Origin of the sequence: Mycobacterium deserti, assembly GCF_025345615.1 — a bacterium.
In the GTDB taxonomy this organism is placed as follows: domain Bacteria; phylum Actinomycetota; class Actinomycetes; order Mycobacteriales; family Mycobacteriaceae; genus Mycobacterium; species Mycobacterium deserti.
The window spans coordinates 987,856-1,012,449 of sequence record NZ_JAODWD010000001.1 but is presented as its reverse complement, the minus strand read 5'-3'; the positions used below and the strand labels follow the sequence as shown (position 1 = coordinate 1,012,449).

The following is a 24,594-nucleotide window of genomic DNA, read 5'->3' as shown; positions in this document are numbered from 1 at the left end:
ATTCAAGGACGGGTGTGGAGGCGGTCTCATGAAGCTCGGATTGCAGCTCGGCTATTGGGGGGCGCAGCCACCGGAGAACCACGCCGAACTGGTCGCCGCGGCCGAGGAGGCCGGCTTCGACACTGTGTTCACCGCCGAGGCGTGGGGGTCGGACGCCTACACCCCGCTGGCGTGGTGGGGCCGGGAGACGACGCGGATGCGCCTCGGCACGTCGGTGATCCAACTATCGGCCCGCACGCCGACCGCGTGCGCAATGGCAGCCCTCACGCTCGATCACCTCTCGGGCGGGCGGCACATCCTCGGGCTCGGCGTCTCCGGCCCGCAGGTCGTCGAGGGGTGGTACGGGCAGAAGTTCCCGAAGCCGCTGGCCCGGACCCGCGAATACGTCGACATCCTTCGGCAGGTGTGGGCTCGGGAAGCCCCCGTGCACAGCGACGGGCCGCACTATCCCCTCCCGTTGAGCGGCGAGGGCACCACAGGGCTCGGCAAGAACCTCAAGCCGATCACGCATCCGCTGCGCGCCGACATCCCCGTGATGCTTGGTGCCGAGGGCCCGAAGAACGTCGCGCTGGCGGCCGAGATCTGCGACGGCTGGCTGCCGATCTTCTACTCGCCGCGCATCGCGAACATGTACAACGAATGGCTCGACGAAGGCTTCGCCCGCCCCGGCGCACGCCGCAGCCGCGAGGACTTCGAGATCTGCGCGACGGCGCAGGTCGTCGTCACCGATGACCGCGCGGAGATCATGGAGTTGATGAAGCCGCACCTGGCGCTCTACATGGGTGGCATGGGCGCGGAGGACACCAATTTCCATGCCGACGTCTACCGCCGGATGGGCTACGCCGAGGTCGTCGACGACGTCACGCGGCTGTTCCGCAGCGACCGCAAGGACGAGGCCGCCAAGGTCATTCCCGACGAGTTGGTCGACGACTCCGCGATCGTCGGCGACCTCGGTTTCGTCCAGGAGCAGATCAAGGCCTGGGAGGCAGCCGGGGTGACGATGATGGTGGTGGGCGCGCGATCCACCGAGCAGATCCGTGAGCTCGCCGCGCTCGTGTAGGAGAAGTAGACACTTCTTGCTAGTTGTCTACACCGCGTTCTAGATTGGCGCGATGACGCAGCACACCATCGCCGGCACCGTCTTGACGATGCCGGTGAAAATCCGCAAGGCGCACCAACACATGGCGATGTTCTCGGTCGACGCCGACGCCGCTCAGAAGATGATCGACTACAGCGGCTTCCAGGTGTGCCGCTACCTGCCGGGGCGCGCGATCGTCGTGCTGATGTTGATGCGCTACGAGGACGGCGACCTCGGTCAGTACTGGGAGTACGGGACCAACGTGATGGTGAACCCGCCAGGGGTCGACCGCGCCCCGGGCAGCTGGAGCCTGCGCGCGCTGCAGTCGGCGGGCGCGTTCATCCACCATCTGCCGGTGGATCAGGCGTTCACGCTCGAGGCGGGCACCAAGATCTGGGGCTACCCAAAAGTGATGGCCGACTTCATAATTCGCGACGGCAACACGTACTCGTTTGACTTGAACATCGACGGCCAGTTCGTGGTCGGCATGGACTTCAAGTCCGGCCTTTCGGTGCCCGCGGCGTTCACCTCGAAGCCGCAGGCGCACCCAACCTATTCCTACCGGGACGGGGTGCGCCGTGAGACCCTCGGCGAGATGACGCTGTCCGATGTGCGCTACCGCCCCGGCGGTGCGCGGGTGCGCTTGGGCGAACACCCCTACGCCAAAGAACTCGCATCGCTAGGCTTCCCCAAACGCGCGTTGGTCTCCAGTTCGGCTGGCAACGTCGAGATGTCTTTCGCAGACGCGCAGGAGGTTTGATCGATGACAGCGACGACGTCGACGAAACCGGATGTCGACCTCACCGACGGCGCGTTCTACGCGGGCGACTCGCGGCCGATCTACAAGTGGATGCGGGATAACGAACCCGTCTTTCGCGACCGCAACGGCCTGGCCGCGGCCGCCACGTACGCCGCCGTGATCGAAGCCGAACGCAATCCCGAGCTGTTCTCCAATGCGGGCGGGATCCGGCCGGATCAACCGGGCGTCGAGATGATGATCGAGATGGACGACCCGCAACATCTGTTGCGGCGCAAGCTCGTCAACTCCGGCTTCACCCGTAAGCGGGTGAAAGACCTTGAGGGCTCGATCACTTCGCTGTGTGACACGTTGATCGACAACGTGTGCGAGCGCGGCGAGTGCGACTTCGTCTGGGATCTGGCCGCCCCGCTTCCGATGGCGGTCATCGGCGACATGCTCGGCGTGCGCCCCGAGGAACGCGAGATGTTCCTGAAATGGTCCGACGACCTGGTAGGCGCGTTGAGCAGCACCGCGGACCCCGAGCAGTTCCAGCTGACGATGGACGCGTTCGCGGCCTACAGCCAGTACATGATGGGCATGATCGAGGTGCGCAAGTCCGAGCCGACCGACGATCTGGTGAGCGTGCTGGTGCACGCGGAGGTCGAGGGCTCCAAGCTGGAGGACCACCAGATCGTCACCGAGGTGCTGCTGCTGTTGATCGGTGGCGACGAGACCACCCGTCACACGTTGTCCGGCGGCACGAGGCAGTTGTTGCTCCATCCCGACCAGCACCGGCGGCTGACCGAGGATCTCACGTTGCTGCCCAACGCAATCGAGGAGATGCTGCGGTGGACGGCGCCGGTGAAGAACATGGCGCGCACCATCACCGCGGACACCGAGTTTCACGGCACCGCCCTCAAAGAGGGCGAGAAGATGATCCTGCTGTTCGAGTCGGCGAACTTCGACGAGAAGGTATTCGACGACCCGGAGTCGTTCAACATCGAGCGCTATCCGAACAACCACCTCGCGTTCGGCTTCGGAACCCACTTCTGTCTGGGCAATCAGCTTGCGCGATTGGAGCTTTCGATCATGCAGACGCGCTTGCTGCAGCGGCTGCCGGATCTCCGGCTGGCCTCCGACGCGGCGCTGCCGCTGCGGCCGGCGAACTTCGTCTCCGGTCTCGAACAGATGCCGGTCGTCTTCACCCCAAGCACGCCCTTGGCCTAGCGCACCTTTGCGAGCGTGAGCGTCACTGCGTTGGGCCACGCCCACCGTCCGCTCCTGGCAAACCCGACTCGTAGACGATAGCGGCGCCGCCGAAGGCGTTGCCGATTGCTGGTGCGCCGATTGAAGGCCGCGCGGGCGATGCGCACCGGATGTAGAGAGTCTGGCGCGGCAAACGGTCCGGCCCATCTACTGTTGACTCACCAGGTGCAGGACGGAGGGCCGCAGAGTGTCTATCGACATGTCGAAAGTGCCCGCGTCCGCGACTGCGACGATCTCGTCACTCGAAACCCGCTTCGTGACGGTGAGGCTGATCATCGGCACGGTCATCGGCCTCTGCGCCGGGGCGCTCATCGGTGGGCTGGTCTTCGGTGCCATGACTACCGACACCACCGCGACAGCTTTTTTGCGGCTCCAGGATCCGGCCGATTTGACGGCGCTCGCAGGCGGGGCGAGTCAGATCACCCCTGACAACCAGGACAGCACAGGCAGATTCGTCGCTGGGGAAATCGCCTACCTGTCTGGCGAGGGCTTTGCTCAGGCGGTGGCCGAGAAGTTGGCCAAGGACGAGCCCGCGGAACTCAATGTTGCGCAGGCCAGCGAGTCGTCTGTGGTCACCATTAGCTGCAGCAGCAATTCCGACGATGAAGCCACCAGAACGGTGCAGACGGCCATTGATCTCTACGGCCAAGAGCTTGGGCGGCGCGTCGACGAGCAGCTACGAACAATTCTGCCGACGCTGTCCGAGTGGCAGCAGCGCGATGCCGCAGACCCCGCGCGGATGCGGGAATGGGAACGAGTGCGCGAGAGCATCGAGCTCGAAGCGGCTCAGGCCAGCGTGTTGACGGTTGTGCAGCCGCCGATTCCGAACCATCCGAGCTCTCAGCAGTGGGTCATCGGCGTGTTTCTCGGTGCACTGGTGGGCGGTTCGTGCGTGGCGGCGGTCCTACTCGCTCGACGGCGACGCTCGGGTCGCGGGTCGTTGGTGAAGACCTTGACCGACAGTGTCGACGGTGTGCTCCTGCCCGCCGTTGATCTCGACATGCCGCCCCGTGATGCCTGGTCCGATGAACAGGTGCGGCTCGCCCGCACGCTCTATGCGCAATGTCCGTCTGCGGGGGCGAATCGCGTGATCCTCGTCATCGGCGCGTCGTCGTCGTCGGGGAGCTCAGAGGTGGCTTCGCTGCTCGAGTTCGCGGCGGCCGAAAGTGTGCCTGCGGCGGGTGCGGCGAGTCCGATGGGGCAACATTCGTTGCCCTCCTCGGCTGAACCGCCCACGACACGAGTCGTCGCAGGCGGAGCCGTCGGCGACCCGACACTGACCCCCGGCATCATCGGTGCCGCCACGGGCATCGTGCTCGTGGTCCGAATCGAGGCCGACACGGTGGCGCAAGCGTTGGCGCTGCGGGCTACAGCGGCGTCCAGTGCCGCGCCGGTGGTGGCGGCTTTCACCTACCGCCGACGGCAGCGGGCAAGATCACGAAGACGTCAACCGAATACCGCAGGCACCGACGACGCGCAGAGCCCGCAGTGAGGGTCGCGATCGTTCACGAACGGCTGACCGAGATCGCCGGTTCGGAGCACGTCGTTACCGAGCTGTCGCGGGAGTGGCCGGATGCGCCCATCAGCATTCCCATCGTCGATACACGGGTGGCTGCGGCGTTTGCCTCGCGCGTGATCACTGGTCCGCTGTCCTCGGCTTACCGCATGACGGGTTACCGCAGCTACGCGCCGTTGCTCCCGCTGGTGCCGGGATGGTTGAGGCGCCGGGATTTCGGTTCCGCGGACGCTGTGATCATCAGCCATCACGCATTCGCTGTGGCCGCGGTCAACGCCGCCACAACCAGACCAACGGTCGTCTACGTGCATTCACCCGCGAGGTGGGCGTGGGACGAGAGGATGCGGAGCGAAGAGGCATCGTCGCGACCGGGTCGCCTCGCGCTCGACGTGTTGTCCCGATTGGCGATCAAAGCGGAGCTGGCCGCTGCTCCGAAGATCACGTCCATCGTGGCCAACAGCGCTGCGGTGGCACAGCGGATCGAGCGCCATTGGGAGCGTGAGGCAGAGGTCGTCCACCCTCCGGTGAACGTCTCGTTCTACACACCGGACGCAGCTGAGGCCCGTGACGACTACTTTCTGCTCGCGGGGCGGTTGGTGGGGTACAAGCGTCCCGACATCGCCATCAGGGCGGCGGCGGAGGCCGGGGTGAAGCTGGTGGTCGCGGGCGATGGCCGCGAGGCCGCCAAGTGCAGGAAGTTTGCCGAAGGCGGTGACATCACGTTTGTCGGTCGGGTGTCGGATGGAGAGCTCCGCAGCTTGTACCGCCGCGCCAAGGCGATGGTCATGCCCGGGGAGGAGGACTTCGGCATAACCCCCGTCGAGGCCATGGCTTGTGGCACACCGGTGATCGCGTTCGGTGTCGGTGGCGCTCTCGACAGCGTCGTCGACGGCATCACGGGAGCGCTCGTCGTCGGCACCAGTGATGCCGAAGTGGTCAGCAACTTCGCGGAGAAGTTCACGTCCTTCGATGGCCGCCACTTCGACCCGGTCGGGATCCGAAGGCACGCCGAACAATTCTCGCCGGAGGCCTTCCGCAGCAAGATGGCCGGCGTGGTGACGCGGACGCTAGCGGCCCACCGACATGGCTGACCACCGCGCCGGAGCCGGGCGCAGCCGTGCTTGACAGCAAGCACCTGCATACCGCCGTCCAGGTGGGTGCCGGTCTCGCGCTGAATGTCTTTCCGGCGATCTTCATCGCGATCTATGCGCGCATAGCGCCCATCGACACTCAGGGCTTTCTCGCGTTGGCGCTCGTCGTCGGCGTCTACGTCGCACAACTGTTCAACGCCTTCGTCGTCGAGGGCCGCCTGGCGACCCCGGACGCAGAAGGCGACTTGGGCCTGCCCCTGTGGGTGGTGTTGTTGACCATCGCCTCCGGCGCACTGCTGGTCATCGGACCAGCGGTCGCGACGACCGCGGCGTTGATGACGAGCTCTGTCGGCGTGATGACCGGGTTGCTGATGGCCCGCTCGATCGGGGTGGTCAGCGGAGCGTGGAAACGTGAAGGCCTCGGCGCGGCGGTGTTGATCGTTGCCAGTGCGATCGCACTCTGGATGTCCGTTCAACACAACCCGCAATGCGTACGGGTACTGGCCGTCGGCGCCGTACTCGCGGTGCTCGTCCGGTATCGGCCGGGAAGGGCATTGCCGCGGATGGGTTTTCCGCCAGATGTCCGTAGGTCCAGTTGGGTCACCGCGGAGACTGCCGTCGTCGGCGTCGTACAGCCGGCGATCACGTCGCTGCTCCTGGTCATGGTCGGACCGGCAGCGTCGGTCACGTTTCGCGTCATCTCCACGGTGGCCGGCGCCGTAGAGCCGATCCTGGCCTATGGCAGGTATCGACTGCTCGCCCACGGCCACCGGGGTGAACTCGCACCCTTCACCGTGGTTTTCGTCGCCGCAATGGTGGCAGTCCTAATTGCCGCCTTCGGGGGGCTGGGAAGCCTGATCTTCGGTCCGGCGTGGCGCGATGTTGGCGTCGCTGCGCTGCTACTGGCCTGCCTGTGGAAGGGCTTCATGTTGTTGTCGACCGTGCCGTTCGCCGCGCTCCGCAAGGCCGGTAAGACCGTGCCCGTGTTCTGGATTCGAGGTGCCAGCACGGTGATCTACTTGATGATCAGCGTGGGCTTTCTCCTTGTCTGGCACGCCCCGGCCGCGATCTTCCTGTCTTTCGTCGTGGCCGAGATGATCACGGCCCTCATCTACCACCGAGCGGCCGTCAAAGACGCTTCGGACTACGCGGCGGCTTTCGGATTGCGACAGCTACGCGAACGGCTCAGCTAGGTATGCACACAGACATCAGCGCCGAATCCCCTGTGCGCCACGCCCGAACAGATCTTCGGGTCCCGCGTTGGTTTACTCCCGGCGCCTTGATCTTGGCGCCGGTGGGTATGTCATTTCTGGCGTGGTTGGCGTTGACCAGCCGACAGTTCGGGCGAGCCCAGGCCGGTTCCGAGGCTTTGACCGGGTTTTCGACCCCGGCCCAGGCCAGCGGTAGAGGTATCGCGCTTCTCGTGTTGTGGTACGGCGCGATCGTGATGGTGTCGATGGTCGGTTTCTGGCTCGGCTCACACAGGTCACGGCCTGCGATCGGCAACGAGCGCACGAAAACCTTCTGGTTCGAACGGCGTTACTTCTTCCTCCTGCTCGCTGCCGGCGCCCTCGGAGTCAGCTACTCGGTCTTGAGGGTCGGCGGCATCTCCGCCATCGTCGAATCCCTGAGCGAGCAGACTGCCAACGACTTCAGCAATGCGCTCTCGGGTTTCGCCGGTTTGCAGACGTTGCGATACGCCACGATTCTGGCTGCGCCCATTAGCGTCTTCCTCTGGCGCAAAAAGGTCGTCGGGTGGCCGTACATGGTTGTTGCGATGCTGCTGTTGATCGCGAACTCCATGATTTCGTCGCGTCTCGCGCTCCTGATGGCATGCGCGGTCTATCTGGCCGCATGGGTGAGAAGTCGCGAACCACAGCTAGTTGACAGTAGGTCAGCTGTGCGCGTTGGGATCGCGCTCGTGCTGATAGCGCTCATTGGATTCACTGTGCTCACAGCGTTGAACTACTTCCGCAACGCGAATTACTACCGCGAGCACGGGGTCTCGAATCCGGTCGCGATGAACGTCTATCAGACAGGGGCCTACCTGGCCGTCCCGGCACAGGTTTCGCTGGGAGTATCGGATGCGGTGATGCGGGGCGCCTGGGAGAACCAGGGCGATGCCCTGACGTCGCTGGGTGCCGTCCAGCCCACCTTCCTGCAGTTCGACAAGGTCGCCAAGGACGACAGCTGGAAACAGGCCGCCACATATGGATTCTCGGTGACCTTCGCAGGCAACTTCTTCACCAATTCCGCGTTCGCCGACACCTATTCCGTGTACGGGGCCTGGGGTTGGGTCTACACGATCCTGGCTTACGGATTCGCCGGATACGCCTTCGCGCGAATATTCAGTTTCAGCCCGGTCATCGCCGCTTCGGCGGGTGTGGTTGCGTATTGCTTCCTCGAGGTGTGGCGCGTGCAGATCCTCACCTACGGCATCGTCGTCTTCCTGTTGTTGCTGACGGCCGGAAGCGCACTCCTAGCCGCCAGGATACGGCCGCCTCGGAAGAACTGACCGGTGCGTCGCACACATTGTCACCACACGCGCCTTCGGCAGAGCGCCGCAACGGGTTCCACCAGCAGGGTGCAGCCGGCCAATCGAACTGGAGGTCGTTGATCACACCGTCGGAATTGTCGAACCACACCGACGGCGCCACGGTGTCTGCAGGCTGATACGACTTGCTGATCGCCACGCTCAGACGGTCGACTGCGAGCAGTGCGGTATTCACAGCGCTGAAGGCGACCACCGGGTCCGCGTGGCGAATCGAGACGGTGCCCAGAGAAATTCCCTGTGCGTTGCCGATCCCGACCCCGCCGTTGCCACCCGTGGTAGAGGTGGACGAGATGCGGCAGCGCGCTATCCGCAGACCACTGACCTTGCGATCGGTCAACGACTCGGCCCGCAGCGACCAATTGCTGCAGTCGCTGAGGGTCGCGTCATCGACACGGAGGTCGAAGTCGGTGAATCGCCGGTCACCGGAGCCGCCTGGTCGGGCCAGAAGGTGAATTCCCGTGTCGCAGGTGACCGCAGTGATGTCAGTAAGGTGCACGGCGCGGCTCGCCACGTAGTTCCAGCCGACGTCGGAGCCCGGTTCCGCCGAGTCCACCAAGACCGCCGAGCCGGATCGCACCCCGGCGACGCGCAGTCCGCCGACGGTGACCCGGTTTGCTCCCGCGATCCGGACTCCGTTCGCGTTGCCGCCGACGACGCTGACGTTGCCGATGGAAAAGTCCGTGTTGGACCACTCGGTGAGCGAGGGAAACGCGAAGGTGTGCGCGGTCTCGTCGAACGAGAACTCGCGCGCGAAATAGGTCACGAGCGCCAACCCGTCGTCGCCGGTGTCGACTGCGCTGTAATCGTCGACCATGACTCGTCGGCACGCATTGAAGTGCAGGCCATCGGCCTGGGTGTCGGCAACCCGCAGTCCGGCGACCGTGACGTCGGACACGCCGAGCATGATCACCCCCGCCTGGGGGCTCGATCGAACGACGCAGTCTGACAGGCTGATTCCGGCAACGGGTGCCCGCGGTCCTGACCATCCGGTCGGTGGGGACCCGTCATGGGTAGGACAGCCCACCACCCGGATGCCGTCGCCGAGGGACCGCTTCGCATTTTCCGCCCACCGGATGTTCACATTGCGCAACGAAATTCGCGATACCGGTCCACGGACCAGGACACCGTGGCTGGTACCGGCGTGTGCGATGGGATCGAGATTGTCCATGAGAAGCTCGGCGCCGGGTTCGAACGCGACGGCGACATCCGAGACCCCGGTGATGAGGATGGCCGCTGCCCCCGCGGGTCCACGCTGCGCGAATCGGTACGTACCCCTTGGGAAATACAGTGTGCCACTTGACCGTAGCGCCGAGACGGCGGCTTGGATGGCGTGCGAATCATCCGTGGCGCCGTCACCCCTGGCCCCGAAACTCCTGACATCGACGACGGTGCGCCCCTCCCGCTGGCAACCCGGCAGAACAGCCAGGGCGGCTGCGGCAGATGCGCTGACCAGGAGCTTGCGCCTCGATATCATCGAGGTCGGCTTCTGGCCATTTCGGTGAATATCTCGTCGGCTGCGGCGGTCGCGCAGATGCGCTGCTGGCGCCGCAGCACATGGGAGTGGCCCCGCGCCGCCAGGTCCGATCTGGCCATGTCGTCCGCGCAGTACGACCGCAACAGGCGCGCCAACCCGTCGCGGTCGTGCGGGTCGAAATAGTCGGCACCGTCGCCGCACGTTTCTCGCAGAACCGGGATGTCCGACGACAGAACAGCCGTGCGCGAGGCCATTGCCTCCAATGGTGGCAACCCGGCACCTTCGTACAGGGACGGCATGATCAACAGGTCCGCCGATGCGACTAGCGCGCGCAAGGCCCCGAAGGTGAGTTGCCCCGTCAGCACTATCCGGTCCCGGTTGTCCTCAGCGAGTCGGCGCACTCGTCCGTCCAACGTCCGCAGTGAGGCGCCTCCTCCGGCTATCACCAGCTTGTGTGGGATGGTCTCGGCGAGATCGGAGAAAGCTGCCACCATGAGCGGCAAGTTCTTGTAGCGCTTGGTATTTCCGACATATAGCAGATACGGGCCGACAACAGGTGACAGACCCGGGTCGGCTGGCGCGAACCAGATGTCGTCAACGGGTATCGGCGTCACCATCACTCGCGCGTTCGGCGCAATTGCCTTCACGTCGGTCGCGGTCGCTTCTGACGGTGTGAACATCCGGCGACACGATCGGGCGTCTGCACTGAGCATCACGCGCGCATACGAGCGGCCGGCCGCGCCCTGTCCGCTGATGCTCGCGGGCAGAAGATGAATGGTGTCGTGCACGGTGACATACGTCAGCATCCGGCGGTTACCGGGCAGCAACCGGGCCAACGGGTAGGGGTAGTGCGGCAGCCATACCGCACGGGGTCGCGCTTCTTCGAACGCGCGACGCCACACGAGCTGTTCGGCGACGGAGTACATCGCGGCCGCCGGCGAAGAGGCAAGGATGACACCCGTGCCCGGGCGAAGTTCAGGCAGGGCGTCGCGGTCTCGCAGTATCGCCAGCGAGCGGCCGTGACGAGCCGCGGCCTCTTCCAAATGAGCAAGTTGGGTGCGGATGTAGGTACCTATGCCGCTCTGGCGCACATGCCGAGCATCGAAAAGGAGATCGACGGGGCGGTCGACCGTCCGTGGTTCTGGCACATCCCCTCCTGATCGCCGGCGGTGGGCCCCAAGGCTACTTCGCTAAGGGGTCACCCCGGCGTGTGCACCTCTTATGCCTGTTTCAGCGAAACTCGGATACCGTGGACGGGTGACCAGCGGGCTGCCATCGTTCGACGATTGGCTCAACCACCAGCTGGTCGAGTGTGCGCGCGAAGTCGGCGAAGACGTCGCGACCTATGTAGCCCGCGCCGTGGCGTCACGGATGGTGAGCGATCTCTTGCAAGCCGAGAATCCATCGGTCAAGGAACTATTGGCCCGGCTGTCCGAGTCCGAGGTGCTCACCCACGAGGGGATGCCGGACGTATCGGCTGCGATAGGCGACCCCGACCGGCTGCGCGCGCTGCATAGGACCGAGCTGCTCGATTCTCCTCCGGATGAGGTGTACGACCGGATCACCCGCGCGGCCGCCGCCGCCCTGGACGCCCCGCACGCAGCGGTGGCTTTGGTAGACGTCGACCGGCAATTCTTCAAGAGCGCCCACGGAATGGGTGATGGCTCCGTCGAGGACAGACAGACGCCACTCGAGCTATCGATCTGTCAGTATGCGGTGGCAAACGGTGCACCGTTGATTCTCGAAGATGCGCGGCGCGACCCGGTCTTCAGGAACCATCCGGTGGTCCGCGGCGGCGCCGTGGCCGCCTACCTCGGGATGCCTTTGATCGATCACGAGGGCAACGCCATCGGTACCCTCTGCGTCTTCGACAGCAAGCCGCGGCTGTGGAGCACCGGCCACGTCCAGGTTCTCGGTGACCTCGCCAACCTCGTCGGTGAACGGATCTTTGGTTCCGGGGCCGGTACGGACGCTAAACGGCCTCGCTCAGCTATTCCGCCGGGGTAGCCACTGTCCGCGACCGCGGGCACGTTCAACCCCTCTTCGCCCATGTGATTGCGTGGGCGGCCCAGCAGTTTCACGAGGAGTTGTGTCATGCATGCAGTCATGCAGCTATGATGTGATGCATGACACTGGACATCAGGCCGGCACCGGTACTGGCGCCCAGTCGCCCGGTGACACCGCAACGGGATGCCGCAACGCAGCCCCGCCGGATCGAACGCTTCCGCAGTGCTCGGTGGTTCTCCGCGATCACCGTGGTGCTCGACGTCTTGTCAGCTGCCGGTGCAGTTGTGCTCGCTCAGTGGTGGCTCCCGGGCGCGATGGAAGTTCGCGACTTCTCGGAGGATTCGTGGGCCTTCGTGCTGTTCGTGGTGGCCGCATTGGCCACTCGGTCCATGTACACGCGCAAGCTGAACATCAAGTTTCTCGACGACTTCGAACCGGTGGAGACGGCAGTCGCAATGGCCGCACTGGCGACGTTGACCGTTTTGCTGCAGGCCGACCCGTCATTCCAGAGCGTTGAGTTGGCGGCCGCGCAGGACCGTCCCGGCGACTTGGTTCTGCGCGTGTGGGTGTGTGCGGCCATCCTCATGCCCACGGTACGTCTGGGTAAATCCCTGGTGTATCGCTACCTGCGGCGGAAGTTCCGCATTGCCGCGCCGACGCTGATCGTCGGCTCAGGTCCGATCGCCCATCAACTGATCGCGAGGATGCACCAGGTAGCTGAGTACGGTCTACGTCCCGTCGGCGTGCTGGATGACACCCGACCACCAGACGATGGCTTGCTCGACGTGCCATACCTGGGAACCCTGTACAACCTGGAGAGTGCAGCACGCGCAACTCATGCCGAAGAGCTCATCGTCGCGCCGTCGTTGGTCCCCGACGAGCAGTTGGCGCACGCCGCCATGGTGGCGCACACCCTCGGAATACGAGTACGTGTAGTACCGCGACTGATGGACGTCGTCGGCGTCGGCGCCCGGGTCGAGCACCTGGGCGGCATCCCTCTCATTGTCCTCTGCCACGTCGATCCGAAGGGTTGGCAGTTTGCGTTCAAGCACGTTTCCGACAAGTTGGTTGCCGGGGTCGGACTGTTGGCCATTTCGCCCGTGTTCATCGGCCTGGCGCTACTGGTCAAGATCAGCTCGCCGGGACCGGTCTTCTACCGTCAGGAACGCATCGGGCGTGACGGCAAGATCTTCGACTGTTTGAAGTTCCGCAGTATGCGCCCCCAGGATCCGGCCGACGCGGGCTTCGCCATGGAGGACGGGTCCGCGCCCGGTGGGGTGGAAGGCGTCGATCGGCGCACTCGGATCGGCAAGGTCATGCGTCAGACGTCGATGGACGAGCTGCCTCAACTGCTCAACGTGCTGCGCGGAGACATGAGTCTGGTGGGCCCGCGTCCCGAGCGGCCGGCATTCGTCGAGTTGTTCGAACTGCAGGTGCGGCGCTATGGCGACAGGCACAGGGTCAAGGCCGGCATTACGGGCTGGGCCCAGGTGCACGGCCTTCGGGGGCAGACCTCAATCGCCGATAGGGCCGAATTCGACAACTACTACATCGAGAACTGGTCGCTGCGCCTCGATTTCAGAATTCTGTTGCTGACCGTGTTGGCGGTTCTGCACAAGGCAGAGGATTGATCATCGTCGCCGGCCGTCATGAACCTTCGGACCCACCACAGTGTCGCCCGATCGGACGTGACGGCATGCACCTAGCGCGGGCTACTTCATAGTGAAGTTGGGCGCCCGCTTCTCCTTGAACGCCAGCGGGCCTTCCTTGGCGTCCTCTGAGAGGAACACCTTGATGCCGATCTGAGTGTCGATCTTGAAGGCGTCGTTCTCGTGCATGCCCTCGGTCTCGTGGATCGACTTCAGGATCGCCTGCACGGCGAGCGGCCCGTTGTTGTTGATCACCTCGGCGATCTGCAGCGCCTTGTCCAGCGCCGTGCCGTCGGGCACCACGTAACCGATCAGCCCGTAGTCCAGCGCCTCGGCCGCGGTGATGTGCCTGCCTGTCAACAGAAGATCGCACGCGATCGTGTACGGGATCTGGCGCACGAGACGCACCGCTGACCCGCCCATCGGGTAGAGGCTCCACTTCGCCTCGGAGATGCCGAACTTCGCGCTCGCGCCGGCGATGCGGATGTCGGTGCCCTGCAAAATCTCGGTGCCGCCCGCGATCGCGGGACCCTCGACGGCCGCGATCAACGGCTTGGTGAGCCGGCGGCCCTTCAGCAGGGCGTCGATCCGCGACGGGTCATAACTGCCGTCGGAGAACGAGTCGCCCGGCGGCTTGGCCGTCGCCGCCTTGAGATCCATGCCCGCGCAGAAGTAGCCGCCAGCTCCGGTGAGGACGCAGCTGCGGATCTCCGGATCGTTGTCGACGCGGTCCCAGGCTTCCACCATGATCGAGAGCATCTCGGTGGAAAGCGCGTTGCGCGCCTCGGGTCGATTCAGCGTGACGATCAGAGTGTGTCCGCGCTGCTCAATGAGGGCGTCGGGGCCTTTCTCAGACTCGCTCACGGAGGTCCGCCTTTCAGCGTCGATGCCATAGACTTGTCTGGAAATGTAACACGTTCTAGTTTAGGTCTCGTGGCCCTGAACATCGCTGATCTCGCCGAGCACGCCATTGACGCTGTGCCTGACCGCGTTGCCCTGATCTGCGGCGACGACCAGCTCACCTATGCCCAATTGGAGGACAAGGCCAACCGCCTGGCTCACTACCTTCAAGAGCAGGGCGTCAAGAAGGACGACAAGGTCGGGTTGTACTGCCGCAACCGCATCGAGATCGTGATCGCGATGGTCGGCATCATCAAGGCGGGCGCCATCCTGGTCAACGTCAACTTCCGCTACGTCGAGGGCGAGCTGAAGTATCTGTTCGAGAACTCCGACATGGTCGCGCTGGTGCACGAGCGCCGCTATTCCGACCGCGTCGCCAACGTGCTGCCCGAGACACCGGCCGTCCAGACCGTCCTGGTGGTCGAGGACGGCAGCGACGACGACTATCAGCGCTACGGTGGCGTCGAGTTCTACTCCGCCCTCGAAAATGCATCGGCCGAACGCGATTTCGGCCCGCGCAGCGAGGACGACATCTACCTGTTGTACACCGGCGGCACCACCGGGTTCCCGAAGGGCGTCATGTGGCGCCACGAGGACATCTACCGTGTGCTGTTCGGCGGCACCGACTTTGCGACGGGTGAACCGATCGCTGACGAGTACGACCTGTCCAAGCAGGCGGCCGCGGGGCCGCCGATGATCCGTTATCCGATTCCCCCGATGATCCACGGCGCGACGCAGTCAGCGACCTGGATGGCGTTGTTCTCCGGCGGAACCATCGTGCTCGCACCGGAATTCGACGCCGAAAAGGTGTGGCAGACGATCGAGAAGCACAAGGTCAATCTGCTCTTCTTCACCGGCGACGCGATGGCGCGTCCGCTGCTCGACGCGTTGACCAAGGTGCACGACGCCGGAAGGGAACCTGACCTGTCGAGTCTGTTCCTGCTGGCCAGCACCGCGGCGTTGTTCTCCACGAGCATCAAGGAGAAGTTCCTCGAACTGCTGCCCAATCGCGTCATCACCGACTCGATCGGATCGTCGGAGACCGGATTCGGCGGCACCAGTGTGGTGGCCAAGGGGGAGTCGCATACCGGTGGTCCGCGCGTCACCATCGACAAGAACACCGTCGTGCTCGACGAGGACGGTAACGAGGTCAAGCCCGGATCCGGGGTGCGCGGAATGATCGCCAAGCGCGGCCACATCCCCGTCGGCTACTTCAAGGACGAGAAGAAGACCGCCGAGACGTTCAAGACCTTCAACGGCGTGCGGTACGCGATCCCCGGTGACTTCGCCGAGGTCGAGGCCGACGGCAGCGTGACGATGCTGGGCCGCGGTTCGCAGTCGATCAACAGCGGCGGCGAGAAGATCTACCCCGAAGAGGTCGAGGCCGCGCTGAAGGGCCATCCCGATGTGTTCGACGCACTGGTCGTCGGAGTGCCCGACGAGCGCTACGGCCAGTGCGTGGCCGCGGTCGTGCACCGCCGCCCCGGCACGAACCCGACCCTGGCGGAGTTGGACACCTTCGTCCGTCAGGAGATTGCGGGATATAAGGTGCCGCGCAAGATTTGGTGGGTCGACGAGATTCACCGCACGCCGGCGGGCAAGCCCGACTACCGCTGGGCCAAGGACACCACCGAGGAACGGCCCGCCGACGACGCACACGCCAACCATGTAGGAACGTCGTCCTCGTAGGGGCGAGCGAAGCGACGGGAGAGATAGATGCGCACGGAACTCTGCGATCGCTTCGGCATCGAATACCCGATCTTCGTCTTCACGCCGTCGGAGAAGGTGGCCGCCGCGGTCAGCAAGGCCGGTGGTCTCGGCGTGCTGGGCTGCGTTCGGTTCAACGAGGCCGAGGATCTCGAGAACGTCCTGTGCTGGATGGACGAGAACACCGAAGGCAAGCCCTACGGCGTCGACGTGGTGATGCCCGCCAAGATCCCGCAGGAGGGTACGGCGGTCGATATCGACAAGCTCATTCCGCACAGCCACCGCGATTTCGTCTCGAAAACGCTTGCCGATCTTGGTGTTCCGCCCCTCCCAGAGGACGGGGAACGCAACGAGGGGGTTTTGGGCTGGTTGCATTCGGTGGCCCGCTCGCACGTCGACGTGGCGCTCAAACATCCGATCAAGCTGATCGCGAACGCGCTGGGCTCGCCGCCGAAGGACGTGATCGACCAGGTACATGCGGCCGGTGTGCCGGTCGCCGCTCTTGCCGGCAGCGCCAAGCACGCGCAGCGGCACGCCGAAAACGGCGTTGACATCGTTGTGGCACAGGGCCATGAGGCCGGCGGGCACACCGGTGAGATCGGATCGATGGTGCTGTGGCCGGAAATCGTTGACGCGCTTGACGGTAAAGCGCCGGTACTGGCTGCGGGCGGCATCGGCACCGGCAGGCAGGTCGCCGCTGCGCTAGCGCTGGGCGCGCAGGGAGTGTGGATGGGCTCGGCATTCCTCACCGCCGCCGAATACGACCTGGGCCACCGGAAGCCGAGCGGCGTTTCGACCATTCAGGAGGGGCTGCTGCGCGCCACCTCCGCCGACACCGTGCGCCGCCGGATCTACACCGGAAAGCCCGCCCGCCTGCTGAAGACGAAGTGGACCGAGGCGTGGGATGCTCCCGACGCGCCCGAACCGCTGCCGATGCCGTTGCAGAACATCCTCGTCAGCGAGGCTCATCAGCGGATGAACGAGGCGGACAACCCTGACACCGTCGCGATGCCGGTCGGTCAGATCGTCGGGCGCATGAACGAGATCCGCCCCGTCGCGGACATCATTGCCGAACTGGTCTCCGGCTTCGACGAAGCCAGTCGCCGCCTCGACGACATCCGCGATAACTAGCCGCAGCGCGGGCCAGCCCCCATACGATTCGACGGATCACACGGGGGTGGCGATGGCGACGTTCGTTCTGGTACATGGCGCTTGGCACGGCGCATGGTGCTGGGATCGGCTGACGCCCGAACTGGAATCGAAGGGCCATCGCACGATCGCGATGGATCTGCCGTGTGACGACGGCGCCGCCACGTTCGACGACTACGCCGATGTCGTCTGCGACGCCGTCAGGGGCGTCGATGGCCAAGATCTGATACTGGTCGGTCACTCACTGGCGGGGCAGACCATTCCGCTCGTGGCTGCGCGCCAGTCGGTGCGCCGGGTCGTGTATCTGTGTGCGCTGCTGCCCGTCCCCGGGATAGCCCTCGCGCAGCAGATGGCCGAAGACGAGTCGATGCTCAACCCCGATTACGCGATGGGATTGAGCGAGAAGGACATTCACGGCCGCCGGACCTGGGTCGATGAGGAGGTGGCGTGCCGCCATCTGTTCGGCGATTGTGACGACGACACGGCCTCGGCGGCGTTCGCCCGGCTGTGCCCACAAGCGACGCATCCGTATCGACTGCCGTGCTCGCTCACCGAACTTCCGCGCGTCGACAACACCTACATCCTGTGCGCCGAGGACCGGATGGTGAACCCCGACTGGTCGAGGCGGATGGCGCGAGAGCGGTTGGGTGCTGACGTAGTCGAGATGGCGGGTAGTCACTCACCGTTTCTGTCGCGCCCCGGGGCGCTCGCTGACGTCCTTCACGGGCTCGCGTAGCGGTCAGGGTGTGATCGTCGTCTGCTCGTCGATCACATTCGTCGCCGGACCGATGATGCTCATCTGGTCTTCCAACCCGTCCGCGTTGAGCTGCAACACGTAGACGCCGTCGGCGCCGGGGATCACTACCGTCTTCTGTGCGACGACCTTCTTCTGTCCGTCCTGCACCCAGAAGCCGCCCAGTTGTACAGCCGGATAGCCACCGAGCGTATCGGTGGAGCCCTCGGCCATCGACTCGTAGCCCTCGAGGTTCTGCAGCTCTCCGGGCGCGAGATCGATGATCGCCTGCGGATCGACGTTGCCGGTCAGCTTCGACACGATCGCGACGATGCTCGGCGTGTACTCGGCGGCCTCCGGCCCGGTGTAGATGATGGCGCCGTAAGCCCATTCCGGGGTGTCCGGACCGGCGTCCTCCCACCCCGGCGGGAAGGGGAGATCGATTGTGGGCGAGCCGGGGTCGCCGCGCTTGACGGGCGTCTCCTGAATGTTGTTCTCGGCGATGTAGCTCGCAATCGTCGGGTTCGGGCCCGCCGCATCCTCGCCACGCGGTGCCACTTTGGCGGTCGACGGCGCCGCCTTCGCGGTCGTGGTTGTCGTCGTGGTCGTCGACGACTCGGCCTGGGTGCCCGGTTCGGACTCAGTGTCCGAACCGCAACCCGTCAACACAACGGCCAGGGCCAACGCGGCCCCGGCCGACAGCGTAGTGAACCTCATTGATCACTCCCGTCTGGTCAAGAATCCTGGGCAAACATTCGATCTTGATCGCCGTTTGGCAGCGTAGCCCAGAAGCGCACTTATGTTGGTTGAGTACAAGTACTCAACTACCGAGGTGGAGCAAATCCAGCAGGCGCTTGTCCGATTTGTTCAAGACTGCGGCAGCGCCGTGGACCCAACTTGTTCGGCATGGACATTCGCCTGACATCAGCGGTCTTTCAAGTCTTCACTGGCGACCTTGCGCGATCACTGGAGTTCTATCGGCTGCTCGGCCTGCCGGTGCCCGAGTCCGACGCCCCCCACGTCGCCATCGAGTTGCCCGGTGGGAACACGATGTCGCTCGACGTCGAACAGACCATCGCCGGCATGCATCCGGGTTGGGCGCCACCCACGTCGCCGGAGGCCCGACTGGCGCTTGCCTTGGGCGTGGCGGAACCGGCGGAGGTCGACGCACTCTTCGAAAAGGTCACCGCGGCCGGCCACGCCGGGGCGTTGGCGCCCTACGACGCGCCGTGGGGCCAGCGCTATGCGACCGTCGCCGACCCCGACGGCAACTGGGTGGACCTGTTCGCCCCCTTGCCATCCTGACGTAGCGACGCCACCGGCACACCGGCGATCTGGCGGACCTCGCGGTAGAGGTGAGGCTGATCCGCGTACCCGACGCGGGTGGTCACCTCGGCAAAGGGAAGGCCGGCTGCCAGGAGCCGGGTCGCGCGGCGGAAGCGAAGAATCCGGCGCAGCGTCGCCGGGCCGTAGCCATACACAGCTGTGCACTGGCGCTGCAGCGTGCGTGTTGACCAGCCAGCCTCGCCCGCGACCGCGCTGACCGCCGACCCGGCCGCCAACCGAGCGGTGATCCAGCGCAGTTGCGGGAGCTGCCACGGCGCGGTCTCACCGCGTGGACGATCTGCGGCCAGTCGTGTGGTCAGCTCGATGAGCGACTCGGTTCGCGGCGCTGGATGCAGGTCTGCCAGCGCCACCCGTTGATCTCGTACCTGCGAAGCCGGAACGCCGAGCAACCGGGGCAGCACGCCAGGCCGAAACCTCAACCCCACAAACGATTCTCCGGCTCGAAAGCTCGTCGATGCCGTGGTATCCGGGCCCGCGGCGACAATGCGACCGTTCATCCGGATGAGGTCCATGCACCCATCGGGCAGCACCCGCACCGGCGCGGCGGGCCCGTCGAGCACCCAGGCACATTCGACCAGCTCGCCCAGTGAGCCGGGCGGCGCATACTCGCGATAACCCACGCCTCGAGGCTAGCGACGGCCCCCGACCTCTGCGCCGGCGCGCTTTATCGCGAATAGTCCCTCTCGCCGGTCGCTCAGACGGGCTGCCGGGGTTGAATTGCTGATGTGGAGGACGCCAGGCCGGCAGGCCGCCCGCGAGACGGATCGATCGATGCGCGCGTCTTCGCGGTGGTCCGCGAGTCGCTCATCGAGGTGGGCTGGAACGAACTCAGCATGCGGTCCATCGCTGCCAGCGCCGGGGTCAGTCGGTCCAGCCTGAACCGTCGCTGGGCGTCGAAGGCGGAGCTGGTGCTGCACGCGATACTCGGCGCGACGCCGGATCTCGCGCCGTTCGCGAACACCGACCAGCGGGGTTGGGTGGACTGGGTGGCGCGCGGCAGCCGCCAGTTGTTCGCGCGGCCGGAGGTCAGGGCCGCGGTGCCCGGATTGCTGCTGGCGATGGCTCAGAACGATGAGCTTCGCGCTCGATTGTGGGCGGACTTCAGTGGTCCTGCGGTCGCGCTGTTCACCGGCGGCGATCCCGACCCGGACGGCGCCGAGCGCGACGCCCGTGCCGTCATAGCGATGGCCGCGGGCGCGGCCCTATTCCTCACCACCGTTGCCCTCGAGGATGACACGGATGCGCTACACGCCCGGATCACCGGCATCCTGAGCGAGGCCGCGGTCCGGGAAGGACGCGATGATGGCGTCGACAGCTGAACGTCTCCTCATGCCGAGGTCTCGGATGGTTTCCGAGTCGTCGGTCGGTGTCGCCGCGGTGAGAAGGAGCGCCGCCTCGTAGCTCCGGCCACGAAAAGCCCTCTGGCTCATCGGAACTGTGGACGTCGGCGACATCACCGGTGCCGCCGGTGACGGCGATCATCGTGGCACTCCTGCTCTCGAGATTGCGCACTGCTATATTACGGGGCCAATGGTATCGAAAGTGCACGAGATCACGACCGCTCCGTCCGCGGCGTTCACGCCGATGAGGCTGGGGCCGCTGACCCTGAAGAACCGATTCATCAAGGCCGCGACTTTCGAGGGACGAATGCCGCGCGGCGAGGTGACCGACGGTCTCATTGATTTCCACATCGAGGTAGCCGAGGGTGGCGCCGCGATGACGACCGTCGCCTACTGCGCGATCTCACCCGGCGGCCGGGTCCACCGCGACACCATGGTGCTCGACACCCGCCGGGCCACTGCATTGCGCCGGTTGACCGATGCGGTGCACACCCGCGGTGCGCTGGTGTGCGCACAGATCGGCCACGCGGGTCTTGTCGCCAACACCCGCTCGAACCGGATGCGCACTCTCGCGCCGTCGACCCGATTCAGCGCGCCCGCAATGGGATTGGTGCGCGCCGCCACGATAGAACAACTCGATGAAGTGGTCAGCGACTTCGGGGTGGCGGCCCGCAACGCCGTCGATGCCGGCTTCGACGCCATCGAGGTGCACCTCGGACATGGATACCTGCTGAGCTCCTTCTTGAGCCCGAACCTCAACAAACGCAGAGACCGCTTCGGTGGTGACACGGCACGGCGGGCCGAACTCGCACGTCGGGTCGTCGAACGAGTGCGCGCCGAGGCCGGCGACACCGTCGCGGTCACCGCGAAGTTCAACATGGACGACGGTGTCCGAGGTGGCTTCTGGCTGACCGACAGCCTGCCGACCGCACGCCTGCTCGAAACGGACGGTCACCTCGACGCTCTGGAGTTGACCGGCGGCAGCTCGCTGCTCAACCCGATGTACTACTTTCGCGGTGACGTGCCGATGGCCGAGTTCATCGCCTCTCAGCCGGCCTCCGTGGGACTCGGTCTACGGGTCATCGGCAACCGGATGTTTCGGACCTATCCGTTCGAGGAAGCCTTCTTCCTGCCCCAGGCCCGCCAGTTCCGCGAAGCATTGACGATGCCGCTGATCCTTCTCGGCGGTGTCAACACGATGACGACAGTCACCAATGCACTGGACGAAGGTTTCGAGTTCGTGGCCATGGCCCGCGCTCTGCTGCGTGATCCCGCACTCGTCAACAAGTTTCAGGCCGGCACAGCACACGAGGGGTTGTGCGTGCACTGCACGAAATGCATGGCGACGATCTATGACGGGACCCGGTGCGTCTTGCGGCCGGAGTCGATAGGGAGATAGCGAAGTGGGACGAGTCGACGGCAAGTCGCCCTAGCGCTCGATCGGATACACCGGATCCGCGCAGTCGACACCTTCTGCCTGGAGGTGGCGCTTGATCACCTTGAACGTCTCGGTGCGTGGCAACGCCGTGCTGATCCTGACGAATGACGGCCACTGCTTCCGGCCGAGATCGGTTTGTGCAGCCAGGAATTCGCGAAATGTGCTCGGATCGAACGACGCGCCTTCGGTCAGTGTCAGCGCTGCCATCACCTGATCGCCGACATCGGGAGCCGGTATCCCGTACACCGCGACCTCGACCACGTCGGGGTGCCGCAGCAGCACGCGCTCGATCGGCGCGGAGCCCAGATTCTCGCCGTCGACCCGCATCCAGTCCCCGAGGCGTCCCGCGAAGTAGGCGTAGCCGTTCTCGTCGCGGTAGGCCAGGTCACCGCTGTGGTACACCCCGTCGCGCATGCGCTCGGCGTCGGCATCCGGATCGTTGTAATAACCTTCGAATCGGCCCGCGTTCGTGGAGACGAGTTCACCGGTCACCCCAGGTGGACACGGCTCCCCGGTCTCCACGTCGACGATCTCGGTCCCCTCCGGCAGCGGGCCCAGCGCGCCAGGTGGCGTGTCAGGGGTGCGGGCGATCGCGACACCGCCCTCTGTCGATCCGAACCCGTCCATCACCACAGCGTCGAATCGGCGGGCGAACCTCTCGACATCGGCTGGCGCCCCTTCGTTTCCGTACCCCGCTCGCAAGGGGTTATCGGCGTCGTCCGGTCGCTCCGGGGTAGCGAGCACATACGACAGCGGTTTGCCGACGTAGTTCGCATACGTCGCGCCGTAGCGGCGCACATCGGGCAGGAACTGAGACGCGGAGAACTTGCGCCGCAACGCAAGTGAGCCCCGCGACGCGAGCGCCACCGCCCAGCCGACAAGGACGGCGTTGGAATGGAACAGCGGCATCGAGACATAGCAGACGTCATCGCGTCCAAGGGAGAACCGCTGCGTCATGGTGACCCCCGCGATCGCCACTTTGCCCTGGCTGCATTTGACGGCCTTGGGATCACCGCTGGTTCCGGAGGTGTAGATCAGCATGAACAGATCGGCAGGATCAGCCTGGCGCGCCACCACCGGCACGTCGGCGTGAGCGGCGACCTCGTCGGCCCATGTAGCCGAGTCGACGTTGATGTGCTCGAGGTCGCCCAGCGCCTGCGCAGATGCCGAATCAGTCAGCACGACCTGGCAATCCGCATGGATGACGTCGCGCTGCAACGCCGCCCCGCGCCGCACCGGATTCAGCCCCACCACCACAATCTCCGTCAGCCCCGCGGCGACGAGCACCGCCGAGAAGGACGGCGTGTTCTGCAACAACACGCCCACATGCGGCGGACGGTCGGGATCGAGGCGCGCCCGAAGCGCGGCAGCGATCGCAGCTCCGTGCGCCAGGTGCTCGCGCCACGATACGAATGTGTCCTCGAAATAGACTCCGCGATCGTCGACGTCGATCAACGGCGTCAACAGGCCCGCGACGGTCGGCAGGCCGGTCACGGATCAGGCCGGGGTATCGGCCAGGTCGCGGCCGATGCGCAGCAACTGACCGGTGGCGCCGCCGACCGCGAACTCGAGCTGCTTGGCGGCCAGAAAGTACCGGTGCACGGGATGGTCCGTGTCGATCCCGACACCGCCGTGCACGTGAACGGCGGTGTGCGCGACGCGATGCCCCGCGTCTGCGGCCCAGAAGGCCGCCGTGTTGACGTCGACGTCGGCCGAAAGATCCTCCGAGAGCCGCCACGCCGCCTGTGTCACCGTGAGCCGCAGAGCCTTGACGTCGATGTAGCCATCGGCGAGCCGCGACGACACCGCCTGGAAGCTGCCGATCGGCCGGTCGAACTGCTCACGCTCGCGGGCGTACTCCGCGGTGAGTTCCAACGCACGCTCAAGTACGCCGAGCTGGAATGCACTGCGCCCCAACGTGCCACGGGTTGTGAGCCACGCCGCGACGGCGTCACCCTGGTCCCCGCCGACGATGCGATCGGCGCCCAACTCGACGCCCTGCAGTTCGAGATGCCCGATGCTGCCGTGCCCGGTGGTGCTCAACGAGCTGACCGTGACGCCGGAATCAGCGGCCGCCACAACGAAAACTCTGATGCCGGAGTCGGTTTCAGCCGGAACCAGGAATGCTTGCGCGATCGGACCATATGCTACCTGCGTGCGGGTGCCGGTCAGTCGGAAGCCATCCCCGGAGGACTGAGCCCGCACCGGGCCCTCGCCCATCTCGCCGTCCAGGGCGACGGTGAGGATCGTCTCGCCGTTGACGGCGGGTATCGCCCACTCCTGCTGGAGCGCACCCGACCCGAATTTCGCCAGTGCGCCGGCAGCCAGCACTGCCGACTCGAGGTAGGGAACCGCGGCCATCTGCCTGCCGAGCGCGACCAGCACCGCGACCTGCTCGAGCGCGCCGAAGCCGCCGCCACCCAAGAACTCCGGTGCGGTGGTGGACAGGATGTCGGCATCCTTGAGCTTCGACCACAGGGTCTGATCGAAACGCTGCTCGAGGCCGTCGAGTTCACGCTGCCGCTCGGGCGTCACGACCGAGTCCACGATCGTGCGGACCAACCCGCCCAGGTCTTCAGAGGCTTCTGTCGTCTTGAAATCCATGT

At 65.4% G+C, this 24,594-nt stretch carries 22 protein-coding genes and 1 pseudogene; 15 read left to right on the top strand and 8 right to left on the bottom strand.

The window, feature by feature from the left end; all coding sequences use genetic code 11:
• The first annotated feature begins 28 nt into the window (after nt 1-28).
• From N4S67_RS05120 to N4S67_RS05090, 7 genes are all read left to right on the top strand, one after another.
• Complete coding sequence (locus N4S67_RS05120; protein ID WP_260991812.1) at nt 29-1,060, top strand: LLM class F420-dependent oxidoreductase; 1,032 nt, start codon at nt 29-31, stop codon at nt 1,058-1,060.
• A gap of 52 nt (nt 1,061-1,112) precedes the next feature.
• Nucleotides 1,113-1,838 (top strand): acetoacetate decarboxylase family protein, encoded by a 726-nt coding sequence (locus N4S67_RS05115; protein WP_260991811.1) that lies wholly within the window; start codon nt 1,113-1,115, stop codon nt 1,836-1,838.
• A 3-nt stretch (nt 1,839-1,841) separates the two neighbouring features.
• Entirely contained in the window at nt 1,842-3,044 is a 1,203-nt protein-coding gene (locus N4S67_RS05110; RefSeq protein ID WP_260991810.1) for a cytochrome P450, read from the top strand.
• A gap of 238 nt (nt 3,045-3,282) precedes the next feature.
• Nucleotides 3,283-4,575, top strand: coding sequence for a hypothetical protein (locus N4S67_RS05105; protein ID WP_260991809.1), 1,293 nt, complete (start codon nt 3,283-3,285; stop codon nt 4,573-4,575).
• Nucleotides 4,572-5,690 carry a glycosyltransferase gene (locus N4S67_RS05100; protein WP_260991808.1) on the top strand — a complete coding sequence of 373 codons (1,119 nt, stop codon included), beginning with the start codon at nt 4,572-4,574 and terminating at the stop codon, nt 5,688-5,690. The genes N4S67_RS05105 and N4S67_RS05100 overlap by 4 nt, the downstream gene beginning before the upstream one ends.
• 26 nt (nt 5,691-5,716) lie before the next feature.
• Entirely contained in the window at nt 5,717-6,883 is a 1,167-nt protein-coding gene (locus N4S67_RS05095; protein ID WP_260991807.1) for a hypothetical protein, read from the top strand.
• Nucleotides 6,884-6,990: 107 nt separating this feature from the next.
• Complete coding sequence (locus tag N4S67_RS05090) at nt 6,991-8,205, top strand: hypothetical protein (RefSeq protein ID WP_260992063.1); 1,215 nt, start codon at nt 6,991-6,993, stop codon at nt 8,203-8,205.
• Here the strand turns inward: N4S67_RS05090 and N4S67_RS05085 are convergent.
• Together N4S67_RS05085 and N4S67_RS05080 are read right to left on the bottom strand one after the other, a co-directional pair.
• Complete coding sequence (locus N4S67_RS05085; protein ID WP_260991806.1) at nt 8,117-9,718, bottom strand: glycosyl hydrolase family 28-related protein; 1,602 nt, start codon at nt 9,716-9,718, stop codon at nt 8,117-8,119. The genes N4S67_RS05090 and N4S67_RS05085 overlap by 89 nt on opposite strands.
• Nucleotides 9,715-10,866 carry a glycosyltransferase family 4 protein gene (locus tag N4S67_RS05080; protein ID WP_260991805.1) on the bottom strand — a complete coding sequence of 384 codons (1,152 nt, stop codon included), beginning with the start codon at nt 10,864-10,866 and terminating at the stop codon, nt 9,715-9,717. The genes N4S67_RS05085 and N4S67_RS05080 overlap by 4 nt, the downstream gene beginning before the upstream one ends.
• Nucleotides 10,867-10,975: 109 nt before the next feature.
• Between N4S67_RS05080 and N4S67_RS05075 the strand changes: the two genes are divergently transcribed.
• Together N4S67_RS05075 and N4S67_RS05070 are read left to right on the top strand one after the other, a co-directional pair.
• Nucleotides 10,976-11,725 (top strand): GAF domain-containing protein, encoded by a 750-nt coding sequence (locus tag N4S67_RS05075; protein ID WP_260991804.1) that lies wholly within the window; start codon nt 10,976-10,978, stop codon nt 11,723-11,725.
• Nucleotides 11,726-11,844: 119 nt separating this feature from the next.
• Nucleotides 11,845-13,356, top strand: coding sequence for a sugar transferase (locus N4S67_RS05070; protein ID WP_260991803.1), 1,512 nt, complete (start codon nt 11,845-11,847; stop codon nt 13,354-13,356).
• 81 nt (nt 13,357-13,437) lie between these two features.
• On the opposite strand, the gene N4S67_RS05065 is transcribed toward N4S67_RS05070, so the two are convergent.
• Nucleotides 13,438-14,238, bottom strand: a complete 801-nt coding sequence (locus N4S67_RS05065; protein ID WP_260991802.1) for a crotonase/enoyl-CoA hydratase family protein — start codon at nt 14,236-14,238, stop codon at nt 13,438-13,440.
• A 69-nt stretch (nt 14,239-14,307) separates the two neighbouring features.
• Between N4S67_RS05065 and N4S67_RS05060 the strand changes: the two genes are divergently transcribed.
• From N4S67_RS05060 to N4S67_RS05050, 3 genes are read left to right on the top strand one after another with little or no spacing between them, the layout of a single operon-like run.
• On the top strand, nt 14,308-15,963 hold the full coding sequence (locus N4S67_RS05060; protein ID WP_260991801.1) for an acyl-CoA synthetase: 1,656 nt from the start codon (nt 14,308-14,310) through the stop codon (nt 15,961-15,963).
• A gap of 27 nt (nt 15,964-15,990) precedes the next feature.
• Nucleotides 15,991-17,112 carry an NAD(P)H-dependent flavin oxidoreductase gene (locus N4S67_RS05055; protein WP_260991800.1) on the top strand — a complete coding sequence of 374 codons (1,122 nt, stop codon included), beginning with the start codon at nt 15,991-15,993 and terminating at the stop codon, nt 17,110-17,112.
• A 52-nt stretch (nt 17,113-17,164) separates the two neighbouring features.
• Nucleotides 17,165-17,866 (top strand): alpha/beta fold hydrolase, encoded by a 702-nt coding sequence (locus N4S67_RS05050; RefSeq protein ID WP_260991799.1) that lies wholly within the window; start codon nt 17,165-17,167, stop codon nt 17,864-17,866.
• A 3-nt stretch (nt 17,867-17,869) separates the two neighbouring features.
• Here N4S67_RS05050 and N4S67_RS05045 read toward each other — a convergent pair whose 3' ends face one another.
• Nucleotides 17,870-18,580, bottom strand: coding sequence for an LpqN/LpqT family lipoprotein (locus tag N4S67_RS05045; protein WP_260991798.1), 711 nt, complete (start codon nt 18,578-18,580; stop codon nt 17,870-17,872).
• A gap of 189 nt (nt 18,581-18,769) precedes the next feature.
• On the opposite strand from N4S67_RS05045, the gene N4S67_RS05040 reads away from it, so the two are divergent.
• Nucleotides 18,770-19,168, top strand: coding sequence for a VOC family protein (locus N4S67_RS05040; protein ID WP_260991797.1), 399 nt, complete (start codon nt 18,770-18,772; stop codon nt 19,166-19,168).
• Here N4S67_RS05040 and N4S67_RS05035 read toward each other — a convergent pair.
• Nucleotides 19,105-19,830, bottom strand: coding sequence for an AraC family transcriptional regulator (locus N4S67_RS05035; protein ID WP_260991796.1), 726 nt, complete (start codon nt 19,828-19,830; stop codon nt 19,105-19,107). The genes N4S67_RS05040 and N4S67_RS05035 overlap by 64 nt on opposite strands.
• Before the next feature lie 105 nt (nt 19,831-19,935).
• Here N4S67_RS05035 and N4S67_RS05030 point away from each other — a divergent pair, with 105 nt between their 5' ends.
• Entirely contained in the window at nt 19,936-20,529 is a 594-nt protein-coding gene (locus tag N4S67_RS05030; RefSeq protein WP_260991795.1) for a TetR/AcrR family transcriptional regulator, read from the top strand.
• Here N4S67_RS05030 and N4S67_RS05025 read toward each other — a convergent pair.
• A pseudogene (locus tag N4S67_RS05025) lies at nt 20,455-20,619 on the bottom strand (NAD-dependent epimerase/dehydratase family protein); the annotation flags it as partial. The gene N4S67_RS05030 and the pseudogene N4S67_RS05025 overlap by 75 nt on opposite strands.
• Nucleotides 20,620-20,740: 121 nt before the next feature.
• On the opposite strand from N4S67_RS05025, the gene N4S67_RS05020 reads away from it, so the two are divergent.
• Nucleotides 20,741-21,949, top strand: coding sequence for an NADH:flavin oxidoreductase (locus N4S67_RS05020; protein WP_390893222.1), 1,209 nt, complete (start codon nt 20,741-20,743; stop codon nt 21,947-21,949).
• A gap of 30 nt (nt 21,950-21,979) precedes the next feature.
• Here the strand turns inward: N4S67_RS05020 and fadD17 are convergent, their stop codons facing one another.
• The gene (gene fadD17 / locus N4S67_RS05015; RefSeq protein ID WP_260991794.1) at nt 21,980-23,482 is read right to left on the bottom strand and encodes a long-chain-fatty-acid--CoA ligase FadD17; all 1,503 of its coding nucleotides are present in this window, start codon (nt 23,480-23,482) and stop codon (nt 21,980-21,982) included.
• Between the two features lie 3 nt (nt 23,483-23,485).
• Nucleotides 23,486-24,592 (bottom strand): acyl-CoA dehydrogenase family protein, encoded by a 1,107-nt coding sequence (locus N4S67_RS05010; protein ID WP_260991793.1) that lies wholly within the window; start codon nt 24,590-24,592, stop codon nt 23,486-23,488.
• Nucleotides 24,593-24,594 lie beyond the last annotated feature (2 nt).

Coding starts and splice junctions, on each gene's coding strand:
- N4S67_RS05105 (WP_260991809.1), top strand. CDS start 3,283: ATGTCGAAAGTGCCCGCGTCCGCGACTGCGACGATCTCGTCACTCGAA.
- N4S67_RS05110 (WP_260991810.1), top strand. CDS start 1,842: ATGACAGCGACGACGTCGACGAAACCGGATGTCGACCTCACCGACGGC.
- N4S67_RS05120 (WP_260991812.1), top strand. CDS start 29: ATGAAGCTCGGATTGCAGCTCGGCTATTGGGGGGCGCAGCCACCGGAG.
- N4S67_RS05020 (WP_390893222.1), top strand. CDS start 20,741: ATGGTATCGAAAGTGCACGAGATCACGACCGCTCCGTCCGCGGCGTTC.
- N4S67_RS05050 (WP_260991799.1), top strand. CDS start 17,165: ATGGCGACGTTCGTTCTGGTACATGGCGCTTGGCACGGCGCATGGTGC.
- N4S67_RS05070 (WP_260991803.1), top strand. CDS start 11,845: ATGACACTGGACATCAGGCCGGCACCGGTACTGGCGCCCAGTCGCCCG.
- N4S67_RS05090 (WP_260992063.1), top strand. CDS start 6,991: ATGTCATTTCTGGCGTGGTTGGCGTTGACCAGCCGACAGTTCGGGCGA.
- N4S67_RS05045 (WP_260991798.1), bottom strand. CDS start 18,580: ATGAGGTTCACTACGCTGTCGGCCGGGGCCGCGTTGGCCCTGGCCGTT.
- N4S67_RS05010 (WP_260991793.1), bottom strand. CDS start 24,592: ATGGATTTCAAGACGACAGAAGCCTCTGAAGACCTGGGCGGGTTGGTC.
- N4S67_RS05040 (WP_260991797.1), top strand. CDS start 18,770: ATGGACATTCGCCTGACATCAGCGGTCTTTCAAGTCTTCACTGGCGAC.
- N4S67_RS05085 (WP_260991806.1), bottom strand. CDS start 9,718: ATGATATCGAGGCGCAAGCTCCTGGTCAGCGCATCTGCCGCAGCCGCC.
- N4S67_RS05055 (WP_260991800.1), top strand. CDS start 15,991: ATGCGCACGGAACTCTGCGATCGCTTCGGCATCGAATACCCGATCTTC.
- N4S67_RS05115 (WP_260991811.1), top strand. CDS start 1,113: ATGACGCAGCACACCATCGCCGGCACCGTCTTGACGATGCCGGTGAAA.